Below are 16,614 nucleotides of genomic sequence, written 5' to 3' on the forward strand. Positions count from 1 at the left end.
CGCTCCTCCCTCAGGCCGGGGAACCGTTCGCCGCCGGCGGGCGGTTCCCCGTGCGGGCCAGGGCTATCACGGCCTCGACGTGTGCGCCCATGTCGCGGCTGTCGTCGAACATCCACTGCACCTGCATACCGTCGCTGACCGCCATCAGGATCGACGCCAACATCTCAGGGTCGACCGAGTCGTCGAGCCGCCCGGATGCCTGCATGCGGCGCAGCCCGGCCGTGATCGTGCTGCGCGAGTGCGCGTAGCGTTCCCGAAAGTACTCGTGCGCCGGATGCTCTGGGTCGGTCGCCGCCGCGGCGGACAGGTTGGCGAACATCTGCACGAGCCCGGGCACCTCGGCGTTGTGCCGGATCAGGGCCGCGAAGGTGGCCGCCGGGTCCGGGTCCTCGGGATCCTTCGACGCGTCGATCTCGTCCCTGGTGCGGAGGATGGCCACCCAAAGGTCATCCTTCGACTCGAAGTAGTGCAACAGGCCGGCCTGGGTGAGCCCGACCGCGGCGGCGATGTCCCGTACCGAGGTCTGACGGAAGCCCTGCCGCGCCACGAGCGCCAGGGCGGTCTCCAGGATCTCGGCGCGCTTCGCAACGCCTTTCGGGTATCTGCCCAGGGTGGCCATGGTGCAAGGCTAGCGAGGTTCCGCGAACCGTGAGATAAGCACCGAAAATCCCCGGATTCCGGGGCTGAAGCCCGCCGCCGCCAGGATGCCGCCTCGACCCAGAGCGCCCACCAGTAGGCCCCTTGGCCGCCGTGCCGGAGAATGGGAGGACCACGAGAGGGGCGGCATGTCGAAGAAGAAGCGAGCAGAACAACTTCGGGCGATCGCAGCGCACGTCCTGACGGCTCCGATCCTGCTCGAGGGGGATGCCGACGAGCTCCTCACCGTGCTGCGCGCCGGCGCGCGAGCGGCGGGAATCCCGGTGACCGACCACGCACTGGCGGCGCGCCCGGCCCGCGTGGTCGTGCTGGCCATCGACCGGGACGCCCGGCGATCCTCGCTCGTGAAGGCCGCCACGCTGCTTCGCGAGCTGGAGGACCACATCGCACCGGACGCCGTGCGGATCGTCGTGGTGCAGAGCGCCAGATCCAGGCTCGCTCCCCCGAAGCTGCAGCGCCTGGTCGCTTCGGAAATCCTGTTCCATGTCGCCCTCGCGCTCTCGAATGTCGTGCCGGGCCAGAAGGAGCGCACCCTCCGGCAGCGGTTCGGCCTCACCACCCTGGACGCGGCAGGCTTCCGGATCCTGCGCTTCGGCTAGCCGCCCCCGGGATATTGCCAAGTGAGGGTTACCTAACTTAGAGTGAGTCGGGATGACTACTCTCACCGCCAGTCCGGCCCGTCCCGTGCGTCCGCAGATCACTCTTCACGTTGTGCGCCGCGAACAACTGAGCCCTCATCTGGTGCGCATCGTCCTCTCCGGCGAGCAGTTCGACAGGTTCGTGACCAACGACTCGACCGACAAATACGTGAAGATCCACTTCGCAAAGCGGGAGCTCGGTCTCACGCCGCCTTTCGATATCACGGCCCTGCGGGAGATCCTCCCTCCGGAAGACCTTCCGGTGACCCGCACCTACACAGTGCGCCAGGTGGACCTCGACGCACGCACTCTCGCGATCGACTTCGTCGTGCACGGCACCGAGGGTCTGGCCGGTCCGTGGGCCGACGCGGCGCAACCGGGTGACCTGCTCTCGTTCTCCGGCCCCGGCGGCGGCTACGCCCCCGACCCCGGTTCGGCCTGGCACCTGTTCGCCGGCGACCAGTCCGCGCTGCCCGCCATCGCGGCCGCGCTGGAGTCGTTGCCGGCCACGGCAGCGGGACTGGCCTTCATCCAAGTGGCCAGCGCGAGCGAAATCCTGGAGCTGACCGCGCCCGGTGCGGTGCAGATCCGATGGCTGTTCGGCACCGACCCGGCGCAGCTGTCTGCCGCGGTGGACGCAGCCAGCTGGCTGCCCGGCCGGCCGCAGATCTTCGCGCACGGCGAGCGCTCGGCGATGAAGGCACTGCGCGATGTCTTCACGGCGCGTGGCGTGCAGAGATCCGAGCTCTCCCTATCGGGGTATTGGGCGCAGGGCCGCACCGAAGACAGGTTCCAGGCCGAGAAGCGTGAACCCATCGGCGTGATCCTGCCCGTCTCCTAGCGACACCCGCCGGCGAAACGGGGCTTGCACCACGACGTCCTCGAACATATGCTGTCTTGAAGACAGTAAAAGCTTGAGGATGTGAAAGGACGTGCCACTGTGCCCCCCGAGGCCGACGCCGCATCACGAGGAACGTCCGCTCAGCCGTACCGTCATGAACAACTCGGGGCACTGCTCGAGGTCTTCTCGGTCTGGTCCTCCGCAACCTTCATCCGGGGACTGGCGGTCGAGGCCGGCGTTGATCTGGACGCCACCTCGATCGTGGCCGTCACGGTTCTGGCCCGCGACGGCGAACAGCGCGCATCCGCCCTCGCCTCCCGCCTGCGCGTGGGTGCCTCCGCGATCTCCAAGCTCAGCAACCGGCTCACCGCGCACGGCCTGATCGAGAAGCGTCAGGACCCCGACGATTCCCGGGCCACGCTGGTGCGGCTGACGCCCGCAGGAACAGCCGCCACGACGGCGCTGACCCGGGCCTGCGACGCGATGATGGCCGACCTGATGCGTCAGTGGTCAGACGACGACCGCGACGACTTCGACCGGCTCCTCCGCCGATTCCGAGATGACGCGCTCGCGTACGCCATCAGTGTTGAGGCACCGACACCTGAACCCACCACCGACCAGAAAGTAGATCAATCATGACCCGCACCTACCTCGTGACCGGCGCCGCCAGCGGCATCGGCAAGGCCACCGCCGCGCTCCTTCGCTCCAGGGGCCACAACGTCATCGGCGCCGACCTCAAGGACTCCGACATCAACGCCGACCTGTCCACGGTGCAGGGACGCGAGCACCTGATCCACGCTGCCGAGGAACTCTCCGGCGGCGTGCTGGACGGCGTCATCGCCGTCGCCGGTCTCAGCCACCCGATCCCGGTCACCGCCGCGGTCAACTACTACGGCACCGTCGCAACCCTGGAGGGCCTCCGTCCGCTGCTGACCCGGTCCCCCGCCCCGCGCGCCGTGGCCGTCGCCTCGATGGCATCGCTACAACCCTTCGATGAGGAGCTGGTGCGACTCCTGCTGGAAGGCACCGAACAGGATGCCCTGGCCCGCGCCGCCGAACTCGCCACGACCCCGGCGACCGGGCACCAGATCTACTCGTCCAGCAAGCGGGCCCTGGCCCGGTGGCTGCGCACGACCGCACCCACCGCCGAGTGGGCGGGCGCCGGGATTCCACTCAACGCGATCGCGCCGGGTGTCGTTCTCACCCCGATGACGACCGAGTTGGTCGCCACCCCCGAGGGCCGGGCAAAGCTGAACGAACAGGTGCCGATGCCGCTCAACGGGCCCTTTGACGCCGACGTCGCCGCGAAGCTGCTCGTCTGGCTCGCCGACGAGGAGAACTCGCACCTGTGCGGCCAGGTCATCTTCATCGACGGCGGCTACGACGCCGTCCTGCGCGGCGACAGCACCTGGTAACCCCGATGCAACTCGACAAGAAGAGCGTCATCGTCACCGGTGGGGCCTCCGGCATCGGCGGCGCCATCACCCGCACCTTCGTGGAACGCGGTGCCAGCGTCGTCGTGGTGGATCTCGCCCGGGAGGCCGGGGAAGCCCTGGCCGCCGAGCTCGGCGACACCGTGGTGTTCCTGCAGGGCGACGTGTCCGATCCTGCCGTTGCCGAGCGGGCCGTCGGCGCAGCCGTGGATCGCTTCGGCGGGCTGCACGGACTGGTGAACAACGCGCACGCCTCGCGCCAGGCGCCCTTCCTCGAGCTCACCGAGCAGATGTGGGACCTCTCCTTTTCCACCGGGCTGCGCGCCACCATCAACTTCATGCGCGCCGCCTACCCGGAACTGAAGAAGACCACGGGATCGGTGGTGAACTTCGGCTCCGGCGCCGGCCTGGACGGTCAGCCCACCCAGGCCGCGTACGCGGCGGCGAAGGAAGCCATCCGGGGCCTCAGCCGCGTCGTCTCGAACGAATGGGCACCAGACGGCATCCGGGTCAACGTGGTGTGCCCCATGGCGATGACCGAGGGTGTGCAGGCCTGGTCACAGGCGTTCCCCGAGCTGTACCAGTCGACCCTGGCCAAGATCCCCCTCGGTCGTTTCGGGGACCCGGGTACCGATGTCGCCCCCGCGGTCGCCTTCCTGGTTTCTGACGACTCGAATTACATCACCGGGCAGACGCTCATGGTCGACGGTGGGACCATCAAGCTGCACTGAGGCGACAGTGCTGCGTCGACGCGGACGGCGTCAATGGCACGGCGGCGCCGTCCTGGCTAGGGGCCTACCGCGGTGCGGGGTCTTCTGTCACTCTGGGCGCCATGAGCATCCGAGCCCGAGTGGTGGTGGGGGTCTATCCAGGTCAGGCCGACGGCGTCGTGCTGCAGGCCGCGGTGTTCGCCGCGCGGTTCGACGCCGAGCTGGTGTGCGCCTGGGTGGACCCCGGCCGGCATCCGCGGGCCGACCACGCCGACGCGCCCACGCCGGGTAGCGGCGCGGGCGTCGACCCGTACCTCACCGCCCACCTGACCCGGATCCTGGGCGGCCACGACATCGAGTGGAGCACCCGCCAGCTCTCCGGCGACCCGGCCAGGGCGCTCGGGCAGCTCGCCGAGACGCTCCGGGCCGTGATGATCGTGGTCGGCACCAGGGACGGCACCGTGCGCGGCAGCCTGCAGGAGTTCTTCGCGGGTTCGATCGCGATGCACCTGGCGCACCGGCAGCACCGTCCCGTCGTCGTCGTCCCCCTGTCGCCGGTGTCGTTCGACGATGACGTGCCATGGGAGTCCGAGTGAGCGGTGTACCCTTTTGCGTGGTGATGGATCCCACCTGAGCACCCGCTCGAACCGCCGACTGCGCTGATGGTTCCGGCCGACGAGACTGGTGGGTGACGGTGACGAGCTGGCCGAGCGGTGCTTCACTCGTCCTGCTCCGCCACGGCCAGAGCACCGCGAACGCCGCCGGCCTCTTCACCGGCATCCTCGACCCCGAGCTGTCACCGTCCGGCGCCGACGAGGCGCTGGCCGCCGCCGACCTGCTCACGGCGCACGACCTGGTCCCGGATGCCGTCCTCGTCTCCCCGCTGCAGCGCGCCAGGCAGACCAGTGCCATCGTGGCCACCGCGCTGGAGTTGCCGGCCGACGCTGTCCACACCGACTGGCGTTTGAACGAACGCAACTACGGCGCCCTCACCGGACGGTACAAGGACGATGTGCGCGCCGAGGTCGGCGAGGCCCAGTTCCTGGCCTGGCGCCGCTCGGTCGACACCGCGCCGCCGGCCATGTCCGACGAGCAGCTTGGCGGCTTCGCCGACACGGCCCTGTTCCGTGGCCTGCCCGCCCGGGCGCTCACCCGCAGCGAGTCGTTACGTGACGTGATGGCCCGGGTGGCCGAGATCCATACCGATCGGGTGCTGCCGCTCCTGGCGGATGAGCGCACCGTGCTGGTCGTGGCGCACGGCAACTCCCTCCGCGCGTATTGCGCCGTGCTCGAGACCCTCGACAAATCGGCCATCCACCGACTCAATCTGCCCACCGGGCATCCGCTGGTCTACCAGGCCGGCGGCCGGCGGTACCTCGACGCCCCACGTGCCGAGGCGGCCGCGCTCGCCCTCGCCCTCGACGGCGGCACCTGATGGCAGTCCCGACCGGCGCGTCGCGCCCCGTACACCTGCGCTGGCCGCACCTCGCCCTCGTCTTCGCCGGCGGCACCGTCGGCACCGCGCTGCGCGAGCTCTTGGCGATCTCGGTGCCGCCGGTCGCGGGGGTGGCTGTCGTGATCGTGGGCATCAACATCGTCGGCGCCTTCGTGCTCGGGCTGCTGCTGGAGACCCTGGCCCGCCGCGGCCCAGACGAAGGCCGACGCCGGCAGCTGCGGCTGCTGCTGGGCACCGGCGTGCTCGGCGGCTTCACCACCTACAGCGCCCTGGCCACCGACACCGGCCTGTTGCTGGCCGACAGTCGACTCGGCGCCGCCCTGCTCTACGCGCTGGGCACGGTTCTGATCGGCGCGGTCGCCTCGTGGGCCGGGATCGGCGCGGCCGGGGCGCTGCACGGCCGGCGGCCGAATCGTAGCGGGACGGCGGCCCGATGACCCCGCTGCTCTTTGTCGCCGTGGCGCTGGCCGGCGGTCTCGGCGCGACCCTGCGGCTGGTCCTCGACGGCGTCGTGAAGTCCAGGGTGCGCACCACGCTGCCGGTCGGCACCCTGCTCATCAACGTGGTCGGCTCCCTGCTGCTGGGACTCATCACCGGCCTCACCCTGGCGCTGTGGTTGCCGGAGGCCTGGCACCTGGTACTCGGCGGCGGCCTGCTGGGCGGTTTCACCACCTTCAGCACCGCCAGCTACGAGACCGTGCGGCTGGCGCAGGACCGGCGGTCCCTTCCGGCGCTCGTCAACGGGCTCGGGATGCTCGCGCTCGCGGTGGGCTGCGCCTTCCTGGGCCTCTGGCTGGGCCTGGGCGGGTAGCCCAGCGCGAGGTCAGATCGACTCGTTGTGCCTGGCCACCGCATCGGTCACCCAGGAGAGCTCGTCGACGAAACGACCGAGCAACCGGGCCAACTCGGTGCGGTCCACTTCAGTCCACTTGCCGACCAGGGTTCCGTACACGTCCTGGGCGAGCTGGCGGTGCCGGGCGATAGCGGTACGCCCCTCTTCCGTCGCGGTGATGAGCACGCCCCGCCGATCGGTCGGATCGGATCGCCGACTCACCAGTCCGGATTTCTCCAGCCGCCGGATCTCGGTGGTCATGGTGGACTTGTCCACCGCCATCCAGCCCGCGAGCTTCGACATCCGCAGCGGCCCGGCGACGACGACGCGTTCCAGCAACCAGGAGTCCGTGCTGGAGAGGGCGGCACCGCTCGAATCGTGCAGCATCCGTTTATTGTCGGCGCGCGTCGACCAGCGAAGGATGGTCGACAGGGCCGATTCCAGAGCCTCACCGACCGTTGGAGCGGTTTCCCGGCTGTACACCATGGCTGAAAGTTTCCTGACTTTTCGGAGGCTGTGCGAATAGTTGGACGGATCCAACTAACATAGTGGAGCTACCTTACCTTTCGGTTGGGATGCGAATGGTTGGGCGACCCCAACTTAATCACACCACTACCCCCGCGGAGAACACCACCCATGGACATACCCGGCTACGTCTGGCTCCTCACGATCCTCGGCATCGTCGCCCTGCTCACCTTCGACTTCTTCTTCCACGTGCGCAAGGCTCACGAGCCGACCCTCCCCGAGGCCGCCAAGTGGTCCGCCATCTATGTGGGCATCGCGATCGCCTTCGGACTCGGTGTTCTCTTTTTCGGCGGCGGCACGCTCGGTACCGAGTACTTCGCGGGCTACATCACCGAGAAGGCGCTGTCGGTCGACAACCTCTTCGTCTTCCTCATCATCATGGCCAGCTTCAAGGTGCCTCGCGCCGACCAGCAGAAGGTGCTCCTCTTCGGCATCGTCTTCGCGCTGATCGCCCGCACCGGGTTCATCTTCCTCGGCGCGGCGCTGATCAACTCGTTCGCCTGGCTGTTCTACCTGTTCGGCGCATTCCTCATCTACACCGCGGTCAAGCTGCTGAAGCCCGAAGCCGAGAGCGACGAGGCCGACAACTTCATCATCCGGCTGGCGAAGCGCCTGTTCCACACCACCGAGCGGTACGACGGCGACAAGCTCTTCACCAGGGAGAACGGCAAGAAGGTCATGACGCCGATGCTTCTCGTCATGGTCGCCATCGGTGGCACCGACCTCCTGTTCGCGCTGGACTCCGTGCCCGCGATCTTCGGCCTCACCCAGAACGTCTACATCGTCTTCACCGCGACGGCGTTCTCGCTCATGGGCCTCCGCCAGCTCTACTTCCTCATCGACGGCCTGCTCGACCGCCTGATCTACCTCAGCTACGGCCTGGCCGCGATCCTCGGCTTCATCGGCATCAAGCTCGTACTGCACGCCCTGCACGAGAACACGCTGCCGTTCATCAACGGCGGCGAGCACGTCCCGGTCTTCGAGATCAGCACCGGCGTCTCGCTCGCCGTGATCATCGGTGTTCTCACGGTCACAGTCATCGCTTCGCTCGTCAGCCCGGCCGGCCGCGCGCACAGCGCGATCGCGCTCAGCAAGGCTTCGGCCAAGAAGTACCTGACCGGCGACTTCAGCGGCAAGGGTGAGACGCGCGACGAAACCTACGCTCTCGTCGTCGCCCACGAACGCGCCCTGGGCCTGCTCACCCCCAAGCACCGGGCTCGTGCCGCCGAAGACGAAGAGCTGCAGGCGCTGCTGGCCGAGGCGCACAACGCCCACGCCGGCGTCGCGAAGTAGCACCACCCACGGAGCGGGCGGCGACGCGCGCGGCTGTCGCCGCCTCGCCGCCCGCTCCGTACAGGATTTTCCGTGCCGGTGGCCTCTAGACTGGGCGCGCACTGGCGCTGACCAACACAAAACGTCATACGAAGGAGTACACAATGGGTTTGAGCTTGTCAAAGGGCCAGTCGCTCTCGCTGACCAAGGCGGATGGCGGCAGCCTCTCGAAGGTCCGCATGGGCCTCGGCTGGGACAGCGCCGCCCCCGTCAAGCGCGGCCTGTTCGGTCGCGGCAAGGCCGCAGAGGTCGACCTCGACGCCTCGGCGATCTTCTTCGACGCCGCCGGCAAGGTCCTCGACACCGTCTGGTTCCAGCAGCTCAGCAGCAAGGACGGCTCGACCCGCCACACCGGCGACAACCTGACCGGGGCCGGCGATGGCGATGACGAAACCATCCTCGTCGACCTCGCCCAGGTGTCCGCGGCGGTCTCGCAGATCGTGTTCGTCATCAGCAGCTACAGCCAGCAGACCTTCGACCTCGTCGAGAACGCGTTCAGCCGCCTCGTCGACGACTCGTCCGCCGGCACCCCTGAGGTCGCCCGCTACCAGCTGACCGACAGCGGCCCGCACACCGCCATGATCATGTCGAAGGTCTCCCGCGACGGCACCGGCTGGACCTTCAAGGCCATCGGCGAGCGCGCCACCGGCCGTTCGGCCATGGACCTGCTCACCGCGGCAGCGAAGGTCCTCTAACCGCGCCACCGCACGGCCGTTCACCCACCCCATACACACAAGGAGAAAATTCCCATGGCAGGTCTGACACTCGCAAAAGGCAACAACCTCTCGCTGACCAAGGTCAGCCCCGGACTCACCGTCGCGACTGTCGGCCTGGGTTGGGACCCGCGCACCACCAGCGGCGAAGCCTTCGACCTGGACGCCTCCGCGCTCCTCATCGGCGACAACGGCAAGGTGCGTTCCTCCGCCGACTTCATCTTCTACAACCAGCCTTCCTCGGCAGACAAGTCGGTTGTGCACCTCGGTGACAACCGGTCGGGAGCCGGGGACGGCGACGACGAGCAGATCAACATCGACCTGCGTCAGGTGGCCAGCGACGTCTCCCGCGTGGTGATCGTGGTCTCGATCGACCAGGCCGACGCACGCCGCCAGAACTTCGGCCAGGTGCGCGGGGCGTACTGCCGCATCGTCGACCAGGACGATCAGGAGATCGTGCGGTTCGACCTGAGCGAGGACGCGGCACCCGAGACCGCCATGCTGTTCGCCGAGGTCTACCGCAACGGCACCGACTGGAAGTTCAAGGCCGTCGGCCAGGGCTACACCACCGGACTCGCGGGCATCGCCACCGACTTCGGCATCTCCCTCGACTAACCGGCCCACGCTCGTCGCCGCCCGCCGCACCAGAATCAGACAGGACCACGCATGAGTTCACCCCTCTCTCCCCCGGACGCCTCCGAGCTGGCCCTGGTGCTGAAAGCGCCGGATGCACCGGACATCGTGGTGGCGGACGACGCGCCCGGGATGGTGCCGGTTCCGGCCGAGCGGCAGCAGGAGATCGCCCGTCAGGCGCGGGAGTTCGTGGCGGATGTCTCGTCCCTGGATCCGCGGACCCCCGAGTTCAGCGCGAAGATCGAGGGCATCTCCGGCCTCGCGAGCGCCGAGATGGTGCAGTCCAGCGGCTACTCCACCCGCATGCTCGAGCGCTCGTCGACTTCGGTCGCCGGCGCCAAGCGCACCGGCAACAGCGCGCAGATCACCGTGGCGAACACTCTCGGTGAGCTGCGCTCGACCGTTGAGGACCTCACGCCCAACGACGCCGACCTCGGAATGGGACGCAAGATCCTGGGCTTCATCCCCGGCGGGAACAAGCTGGCGAAGTACTTCCAGAAGTACGAGTCAGCCCAGACCCAGCTCGACGCGATCATCAAGTCGCTGATGAGCGGGCAGGACGAACTCCTCAAGGACAACGCGTCGCTGGCCGGTGAGAAGGTGCAGCTCTGGGAGACCATGCAGACGCTGAGCGAGTACGCGGTCTTCGCCAAGGCCCTGGACAACGCCACCGTCGAGAAGATCGACGCCTCGCGGTCGGCCGGTCGCATCGACGAAGCACAGAAGCTCGAAGCCGACGTGCTCTTCCCGATCCGCCAGCGGCACCAGGACATCCTCACCCAGCTCGCCGTGTCGGTGCAGGGCTACCTGGCGATGGATCTGATCCGCAAGAACAACCTGGAACTCATCAAGGGTGTCGACCGGGCGCGCACGACGACCATCGCGGCGCTCCGCACGGCCGTCATCGTGGCGCAGGCCCTGGCCAACCAGAAGATGGTGCTCGACCAGATCGACGCGATCAACACCACCACCAACAACATGATCCTCAAGACCAGCGAGATGCTCAAGGACCAGACCGTGCGCATCCACGAGCAGGCGTCGAACTCCGGAGTGAGCGTCGAGACGCTGCAGAAGGCCTTCGACAACGTGTTCGCCACCATGGACGCGATCGACACCTTCCGCGCCGCTGCCGCCAAAAACATGGAGGGCACGGTCTCGGCCCTCGAAACCGGACTGCAGAAGGCGAAGCCGTACCTGGAACGCAGCAAGCAGGGGGAACAGCGCGAGCTACGCTAGACAATCGGGCAACGTAACGAGGACGGTGAGGGCATGGCGTTCGGCAAGTTCGTAGACTCTCTGTTCAAGGGTCCGGCGACGACGGATGCCCACTCCGCGGCCGTGGAGCCGGCTGCCGTCGTGGAATCCGAGGATGAAGCGACACGGCGCGCCCTCGACCAGCTGCGCGCAGCCGTTCGGAGCTCCGGGGGCGAACTGCCCACCCTGCTCACCTCCAGGCTCGCCCAGATCGACGACCTGCTCCGTCGCGTCATCGAAATGGTCGCCGCCCAGAACGCCTCGACCGAGCAGCGGGTGTTGCTCGATGCGATGATCCGGGACTACCTGCCGACCCCGCTGCGGGCCTACCTCGCTCTGCCAGAGGCCGAACGCACCAACACCTCCGCTGCCACCCTGCAGTTCTCGGCCCAACTCGGGATCCTCGAGGAAACCATCGGCGACCTGCTCAACCAGATTCGCATCGGCGCCATCGCGGAGCTCTCCACCCACGGGCGTTTCCTGGCCGACAAGTTCGCGGCTCCCACCCTCACGTTGGACGGACGATGACCTCACTGATCCCGGGGGCCAACGCCGCCCTGACCGCCGAGAACCCGGGGCTCACCGAGCTGATGATCGGCTTCGGATGGGAGATCATCCCCAGCCGCGGTCCGCAGTCCGAGCTCGTGCCCCTGGCCATCCTGTGTGACGCCCAGGGCAAGTCGCTCTCCAACGACCATCTCGTGTTCTTCAACCAGATCGTCAGCCAGGACGGCTCCGTCGGTTTCCGCGACGACCTGGACACCGAAGAGATCGACGTCGACCTCGCCAGGGTGCCCGCCGAGGTCGCGAAGATCGTGTTCGTCGTCTACGTGGACCCCGACGTGCGGGGCGCCGGCAACTTCTCCTCGGTCCGTTCCGCGTACGTCCGGGTGGCCACCCGCGACAACCGCGAGCTGGTGCGTTTTGTTCTCCCGTCCGGCGAGTACCGCACCGTGGACGTGCTGATGTTCGGCGAGCTCTACCGCCACCGTGACGACTGGAAGTTCCGTGCCCTCGGCCAGGGCTATTCGACGGGCCTGCGCGGGGTCGCCGCCGACTTCCGGATCGACCTCTGACCGGTGGCACTGAACAGCTCCCCGGTCCGCACCGACATTGGGTTCCTGCGCCGCCGCGTCAAGCCCGCAGCGCCGGCCGCCGTCGCGCGCGATGCCGCCGCCACCGAGCCGGAACCTCGTCGGGCCGCATCCGCCGGTTTGTCTCTCGCCCCCGCGACGACGGGCACAGCAGCATCACCGGCCCGCCCGGCATCCGTCGCGACGGCGCCGGCCACCGTCTCGCCGGATTCGCTTCCCTTCCCGGCCCCCACGATCGACGAGGTTCGCGAACTGGGCGAGAACGAGCCGGTACTCCGGCTCAACGCCCGCGAGTCCGCTGTGGGCAGCCTCATCGTGAGCGGCGCCGACCTCGCCGTGTGGGAGGACGCCGACCGGGTGACCGGCTCGGAGAGCGCTGCAGGCGACACCGCCGGCACTCCCGTGACGACAGCCGGCAATCGGCCGCTGGTGGGATTCGACGAGGCCGATGCGATCGTCTCCCTGCGCCACCTGCAGAGGCTGCGACGCGCCCTGTTCATCGCACGCGGACCGCACACCCTCGGCGTGCAGATCTTCGACGGCTCCACGGTCACGACGGCACGGGGTGACGACTCACGGATGTTCATCCTCTGTTTGCTGAGGGTCGGTAACCTCGTCGAATTGCGGGCGGAACCCGTGGACCGCACGGCGTCTGACGAAGCGATTCTGAGCCAGTTCGGTTTCACCCTCACCCCCCACGTCGCTACTCGAGAGTCCCGGAGCCGATAATCCCCCATGCGCCACTTCGCCTTCCTCGATGACTCCCAGACCGACCAGCTCTTCCACCGGCGGCCCCAGGAAATCTCGGTCGACTCGCCCGCCCCGCTGCTCGCCGCGTTCCTCGGCGCCACGCTCTACTGCCCCGGCGACCGTCCCGCTATCGCCGACGACGTCATCAAACAGGCCTCGCGCGGCTGCGTCAGCATGGTGCTCTGCCTCGAGGACTCGATCGCCGACAGCGCAGTGGATGCCGCGGAGATCAACGTCGCCGAAGCGATCAGAGCCCTGCACCGCACCGCGACGGACAAGCCTGACACCGCCCTCCCCCTGCTCTTCGTGCGGGTGCGCACCCCGGAACAGATGTTGCGGGTGGCCGAGTCCTGCGGTGCGGGCCTGGCTCTGCTCAGCGGATTCGTGGTCCCCAAGTTCGAGAACGAAACCGGCTATGCCGAGGGGTTCTTCGTTGCGCTCCGCGAGATCCAGCGGCAGAGCGGCGCCGACGGCTCACGGGGCGGCCAACGGCTGCGGCTGATGCCCATTCTCGAGTCTCCGAACATGATCCACAGCGAGACGCGCACCTCGGCGCTCGCGTCGATCCGCACGATTCTGCACGACAACCGCGAGGACGTGCTGGCCGCGCGCATCGGCGCGACCGACCTGTCCAGCGCCTTCGGGCTGCGCCGCTCGCGCGACCTCACGGTGTACGACGTCAAGGTGGTCGCCTCGATGATCTCCGACATCGTGAACGTGCTGGGCCGGTCAGACGACAGTTTTGTGATCACCGGCACGGTGTGGGAGCACTACGAGACCGAGCGCATCCTCCGTCCGCAGTTGCGTATGACCCCGTTCGTCGAAGCCAACGAGAGAGAACTCCGGCACCGGCTGATGCTGGGCGGCCTGGACGGGCTGATCCGCGAGATCTCCCTCGACCAGGCCAACGGGCTCCTCGGTAAAACCGTGATCCACCCCACCCACGTGTCGGTGGTGCACGCCCTGTCTGTCGTGAGCCACGAGGAGTTCCTCGACGCTGCGGTCATTCTCGACAACGTGGGCGGCGGAGCCAGCGCGTCCCCGTACGGCAACAAGATGAACGAGGCCAAGCCGCACTCCGCGTGGGCGCACAAGACGATGCTGCGCGCCGACGCCTTCGGGGTGGCCTCGGAGTCCACCACCTTCGTCGACCTCCTCGAAGCGAGCATGCGGTGACGGTGGCAACGGCCCTCGACATTCACGTGGCCACCGACCACACCCGGAGCATCCTCGGCGTAGACGAACTCGTCGGCATCGCCCTCCGCCACAACCCCAAGCGCGCCCATCTGCTCGTCTCCACGGTGCTCGCCAAACACGTGCCGACGGTGCCCGGCATCGCCCTGGCGGCCGGGGAACTGCTCGGGTTGCTCGTCTCCGCGGTCGTCAGTGGCGGCCCTCCGGCCGCGAACGAGTTGGGCGACCGATTCGCTGTTCTGGTGGCCCGGCTGGCCGAGAAGGCCGAGTCGACGGATGCGGAATCCCTGGCCCAGGCCCACCGCGATCTGACAGACCTCCGCCGCGACATCCGCGCCGCGACGGCGCCGCAACCGGACGTCGTGACGTTCGGCTACGCCGAGACGGCCACCGGCCTCGGCCAGCTCGTCGCGGACGCCCTCGGCGCCTACTACCTGCACTCGACCCGGCACGCGCCGGCCGGGGCGACCCCGTTCGCCGGCTTCGCCGAGGAACACTCCCACGCCACCGAGCATGCCCTGCTGCCGACAGACCCGCACTGGCTGCGCGCGGGCGGCACGACGATTCTGGTCGACGACGAGCTGAGCACCGGCACCACGGTGATCAACACGATCACGGCGCTGCATGCCCTCATCCCGCAATCGCACTGGGTGATCGCCTCGCTGATCGACCTGCGGTCCCCCGCCGACCTCGGCCGTTTCGACGAGCTGGCGGCCACGCTCGGCACCCGCATCTCCGTGGTCTGCCTGGCCGCCGGCTCGATCGGGCTCCCCGCCGACGTGCTTCCCCGTGCCGGCCGGATGATCGAGTCGATGCCCGTCATCACCCCGGCGCCCGCCGCTGCCGGCGAGGTGCACCTGCTCGACTGCACCGACCTCGCCCCGCTGCGAAGCGCCCGATTCGGCACCACGGCACCCGCGGACGCCGCCCTCGCCGCGGCGGTCGCCAATCGTGTGGCCGCCCTGCTCCCCGCCGGGGAGGCGACCGTGGACGACCGCGGGGTCCTGGTCCTGGGCTCGGAAGAGTTCATCGCCCTGCCGATGCTGACCGCGGACGAGCTCGGACGCGCCGCCGCGCCGCTGTTCGTCAGGTTCTCCACCAGCACCCGATCGCCGATCGCCGCCCTCGATGCAGCCGACTACCCGATCAGAAGCGCCATCAGTTTCCGCAGCCACGACACCACCTCCGACGGCGCCGGCGTGCGATTCGCCTACAACCTCACCGCCGGCCATCACCGGTTCGGCACCGTGGTGTTCATGCCGGAACCCGGCACCGACCCCGCCCGGCTGACCGGTGCCGACGGCGTGATCGATGCCCTCCGCCGCGTGAGCGACCGCATCGTGGTCGTGCTCCTGACCGCTTCAGCCCCCACCGATGGGATACCCACCCCGTGACCACCAGCCCTCTCCCGCCGGCGGCCCTGCTGCCGCATCCGCTCAGCGGCCCCGCCTTCGGCTCATACGCCGCCGAGGACGTGAGCTGGCTGCTGCAGGACCTGCAGGGCGTTGCCCTCGAGGCACCGGCCGAGGAACGCGAGCACGCCATCCAGACCGGGGCGGCGAACTACGCCGAGTCGTTACCCATCGAGTACCTGCCGTCGCCGGAATACGAGGCGCTCTACCGGGAGGCGCTCCAGCGTTCCGGCCGCCGGCTCGCTGTGGCCGTCGGCGTCGTCACCGACCTGGCCCTCGCCGCCCGCGGTGACCGGCCGGTGTTCGTCTCCCTCGCCCGGGCCGGCACCCCGATAGGCATCCTGATGCGGCGCTGGGCCCAGCAGGCGCGTGGGATCGACGTGCCGCACTACACGATGAGCATCGTGCGCGGCGTGGGGCTGGACCAGACCGCCCTGCGCTACCTCGCCGCCCACCACGATCCCGAGCAGATCATCTTCGTCGACGGCTGGACCGGCAAGGGCGCCATCGCGCGGGAGCTGTCCGCGGCGATCGCCCTGTTCGGCCGGACCGACGGCGTGTTCTTCAGGGACGACCTGGCAGTGCTGGCCGACCCAGGACACTGCGTCACCATCCACGGCACCCGCGAGGACTACCTGATCCCGTCCGCCTGCTTGAACTCCACGGTGTCCGGGCTCGTGTCCCGCACCGTCTTCAACCGGGACCTGATCGGCGAGGACGAGTTCCACGGCGCCAAGTTCTACGCCGAGCTGAGCCCCAACGACGTCTCGGGCGACTTTCTCGACACCGTCTGCGGCTACTTCACCGATGTCGCCGCCGACGTCGCCGCCGGAGTCGCGGCGGCGAGCGGCGAGGACCGCACCCCGTCGTGGGTCGGCTGGAAGGCTGTCGAGAAGATCAGCACCGAGTACGGCATCAACGATGTGAACCTGGTCAAGCCGGGAGTCGGCGAGACCACCCGGGTCCTGCTGCGCCGGGTGCCCTGGAAGGTGCTGGTGCGGGCGGATGCCGTGGCGGATGTCGCGCACGTGCTGCTGCTGGCCGAGCAGCGCGGCGTCCCGATCGAGGTCGTTCCCGACCTGCCGTACAGCTGTGTCGGGCTCATTCGGCCCGGTCGCGGGATTGCGGGTGCACAGTGAC

At 68.6% G+C, this 16,614-nt stretch carries 21 protein-coding genes; 19 read left to right on the forward strand and 2 right to left on the reverse strand.

Annotation, left to right across the window (positions count from 1 at the left end; all coding sequences use genetic code 11):
- Nucleotides 1–10: 10 nt before the first annotated feature.
- Entirely contained in the window at nt 11–619 is a 609-nt protein-coding gene (locus C3B61_RS14015) for a TetR/AcrR family transcriptional regulator (protein ID WP_103461243.1), read from the reverse strand.
- Nucleotides 620–785: 166 nt separating this feature from the next.
- Here C3B61_RS14015 and C3B61_RS14020 point away from each other — a divergent pair, with 166 nt between their 5' ends.
- The 9 genes from C3B61_RS14020 (at nt 786) to C3B61_RS14060 (ending at nt 6,546) form a co-directional block, all read left to right on the forward strand.
- Nucleotides 786–1,256 carry a hypothetical protein gene (locus C3B61_RS14020; RefSeq protein ID WP_103461244.1) on the forward strand — a complete coding sequence of 157 codons (471 nt, stop codon included), beginning with the start codon at nt 786–788 and terminating at the stop codon, nt 1,254–1,256.
- Between the two features lie 52 nt (nt 1,257–1,308).
- A complete protein-coding gene (locus C3B61_RS14025; protein ID WP_103461245.1) occupies nt 1,309–2,136 on the forward strand; it encodes a siderophore-interacting protein in 828 nt (275 codons plus the stop codon).
- Between the two features lie 99 nt (nt 2,137–2,235).
- Entirely contained in the window at nt 2,236–2,775 is a 540-nt protein-coding gene (locus C3B61_RS14030; RefSeq protein WP_165787992.1) for a MarR family winged helix-turn-helix transcriptional regulator, read from the forward strand.
- Nucleotides 2,772–3,551, forward strand: a complete 780-nt coding sequence (locus tag C3B61_RS14035) for an SDR family oxidoreductase (protein ID WP_103461247.1) — start codon at nt 2,772–2,774, stop codon at nt 3,549–3,551. Before C3B61_RS14030 ends, C3B61_RS14035 begins: the two co-directional genes overlap by 4 nt.
- A 5-nt stretch (nt 3,552–3,556) precedes the next feature.
- Entirely contained in the window at nt 3,557–4,300 is a 744-nt protein-coding gene (locus C3B61_RS14040; RefSeq protein ID WP_103461248.1) for an SDR family NAD(P)-dependent oxidoreductase, read from the forward strand.
- 101 nt (nt 4,301–4,401) lie between these two features.
- Complete coding sequence (locus C3B61_RS14045) at nt 4,402–4,875, forward strand: universal stress protein (protein ID WP_103461249.1); 474 nt, start codon at nt 4,402–4,404, stop codon at nt 4,873–4,875.
- Nucleotides 4,876–4,967: 92 nt separating this feature from the next.
- The gene (locus C3B61_RS14050; protein WP_244285943.1) at nt 4,968–5,714 is read left to right on the forward strand and encodes a 2,3-bisphosphoglycerate-dependent phosphoglycerate mutase; all 747 of its coding nucleotides are present in this window, start codon (nt 4,968–4,970) and stop codon (nt 5,712–5,714) included.
- Nucleotides 5,714–6,172, forward strand: coding sequence for a fluoride efflux transporter FluC (locus tag C3B61_RS14055; protein WP_103461250.1), 459 nt, complete (start codon nt 5,714–5,716; stop codon nt 6,170–6,172). Before C3B61_RS14050 ends, C3B61_RS14055 begins: the two co-directional genes overlap by 1 nt.
- Nucleotides 6,169–6,546 carry a fluoride efflux transporter FluC gene (locus C3B61_RS14060; RefSeq protein ID WP_103461251.1) on the forward strand — a complete coding sequence of 126 codons (378 nt, stop codon included), beginning with the start codon at nt 6,169–6,171 and terminating at the stop codon, nt 6,544–6,546. Before C3B61_RS14055 ends, C3B61_RS14060 begins: the two co-directional genes overlap by 4 nt.
- 12 nt (nt 6,547–6,558) lie before the next feature.
- Here the strand turns inward: C3B61_RS14060 and C3B61_RS14065 are convergent, their stop codons facing one another.
- A complete protein-coding gene (locus tag C3B61_RS14065; protein WP_103461252.1) occupies nt 6,559–7,053 on the reverse strand; it encodes a MarR family winged helix-turn-helix transcriptional regulator in 495 nt (164 codons plus the stop codon).
- A 150-nt stretch (nt 7,054–7,203) separates the two neighbouring features.
- Here C3B61_RS14065 and C3B61_RS14070 point away from each other — a divergent pair, with 150 nt between their 5' ends.
- The 10 genes from C3B61_RS14070 (at nt 7,204) to C3B61_RS14115 (ending at nt 16,613) form a co-directional block, all read left to right on the forward strand.
- Nucleotides 7,204–8,385, forward strand: coding sequence for a TerC family protein (locus C3B61_RS14070; protein ID WP_103461253.1), 1,182 nt, complete (start codon nt 7,204–7,206; stop codon nt 8,383–8,385).
- 143 nt (nt 8,386–8,528) lie between these two features.
- Nucleotides 8,529–9,119 carry a TerD family protein gene (locus C3B61_RS14075; protein ID WP_088457524.1) on the forward strand — a complete coding sequence of 197 codons (591 nt, stop codon included), beginning with the start codon at nt 8,529–8,531 and terminating at the stop codon, nt 9,117–9,119.
- Between the two features lie 54 nt (nt 9,120–9,173).
- Nucleotides 9,174–9,752, forward strand: coding sequence for a TerD family protein (locus C3B61_RS14080; protein WP_103461254.1), 579 nt, complete (start codon nt 9,174–9,176; stop codon nt 9,750–9,752).
- A 51-nt stretch (nt 9,753–9,803) separates the two neighbouring features.
- Nucleotides 9,804–11,006, forward strand: a complete 1,203-nt coding sequence (locus C3B61_RS14085) for a toxic anion resistance protein (RefSeq protein ID WP_088457526.1) — start codon at nt 9,804–9,806, stop codon at nt 11,004–11,006.
- A gap of 33 nt (nt 11,007–11,039) precedes the next feature.
- A complete protein-coding gene (locus C3B61_RS14090) occupies nt 11,040–11,552 on the forward strand; it encodes a hypothetical protein (RefSeq protein WP_103461255.1) in 513 nt (170 codons plus the stop codon).
- Nucleotides 11,549–12,100, forward strand: coding sequence for a TerD family protein (locus tag C3B61_RS14095; protein WP_103461256.1), 552 nt, complete (start codon nt 11,549–11,551; stop codon nt 12,098–12,100). Before C3B61_RS14090 ends, C3B61_RS14095 begins: the two co-directional genes overlap by 4 nt.
- A gap of 3 nt (nt 12,101–12,103) precedes the next feature.
- Nucleotides 12,104–12,847, forward strand: coding sequence for a hypothetical protein (locus C3B61_RS14100; protein ID WP_103461257.1), 744 nt, complete (start codon nt 12,104–12,106; stop codon nt 12,845–12,847).
- A gap of 6 nt (nt 12,848–12,853) precedes the next feature.
- A complete protein-coding gene (locus tag C3B61_RS14105; RefSeq protein WP_088457530.1) occupies nt 12,854–14,044 on the forward strand; it encodes an HpcH/HpaI aldolase/citrate lyase family protein in 1,191 nt (396 codons plus the stop codon).
- Entirely contained in the window at nt 14,041–15,456 is a 1,416-nt protein-coding gene (locus C3B61_RS14110; protein ID WP_174776353.1) for a phosphoribosyltransferase domain-containing protein, read from the forward strand. The genes C3B61_RS14105 and C3B61_RS14110 overlap by 4 nt, the downstream gene beginning before the upstream one ends.
- Nucleotides 15,453–16,613 (forward strand): cysteine protease StiP family protein, encoded by a 1,161-nt coding sequence (locus C3B61_RS14115; RefSeq protein WP_103461259.1) that lies wholly within the window; start codon nt 15,453–15,455, stop codon nt 16,611–16,613. Before C3B61_RS14110 ends, C3B61_RS14115 begins: the two co-directional genes overlap by 4 nt.
- Nucleotide 16,614: the final 1 nt, after the last annotated feature.

Origin of the sequence: Cryobacterium zongtaii (genome assembly GCF_002909375.1) — a bacterium.
Taxonomy (GTDB): Bacteria; Actinomycetota; Actinomycetes; order Actinomycetales; family Microbacteriaceae; genus Cryobacterium; species Cryobacterium zongtaii.